A 253-nucleotide genomic window follows, 5' to 3' on the forward strand; every position below is an offset into this window, starting at 1 on the left:
TCTCTTCTCGCCTACCTGTGTCGGTTTGCGGTACGGGCACCATCACCTGGCTAGAGGCTTTTCTTGGCAGTGTGAGATCATGACCTTCGCTACTGTAATTTTCACTCCCCATCACAGCCCAGCCTTACGATGTGCGGATTTGCCTACACATCAGCCTCACTGCTTGGACAGGCATCCATCAGCCTGCGTCACTACCCTACTGCGTCCCCCCATTGCTCATAACGGCTTACGGTGGTACAGGAATTTCGACCTG

1 rRNA gene is annotated in these 253 nt (G+C 54.2%); it reads right to left on the reverse strand.

Annotated features, from left to right (window positions below):
• Nucleotides 1-253: ribosomal RNA gene (locus M3636_RS29345) — 23S ribosomal RNA — on the reverse strand; the annotation flags it as partial.

The sequence above is a fragment of the Paenibacillus sp. MER 99-2 genome (assembly GCF_023714095.1).
Lineage (GTDB): Bacteria > Bacillota > Bacilli > Paenibacillales > Paenibacillaceae > Paenibacillus.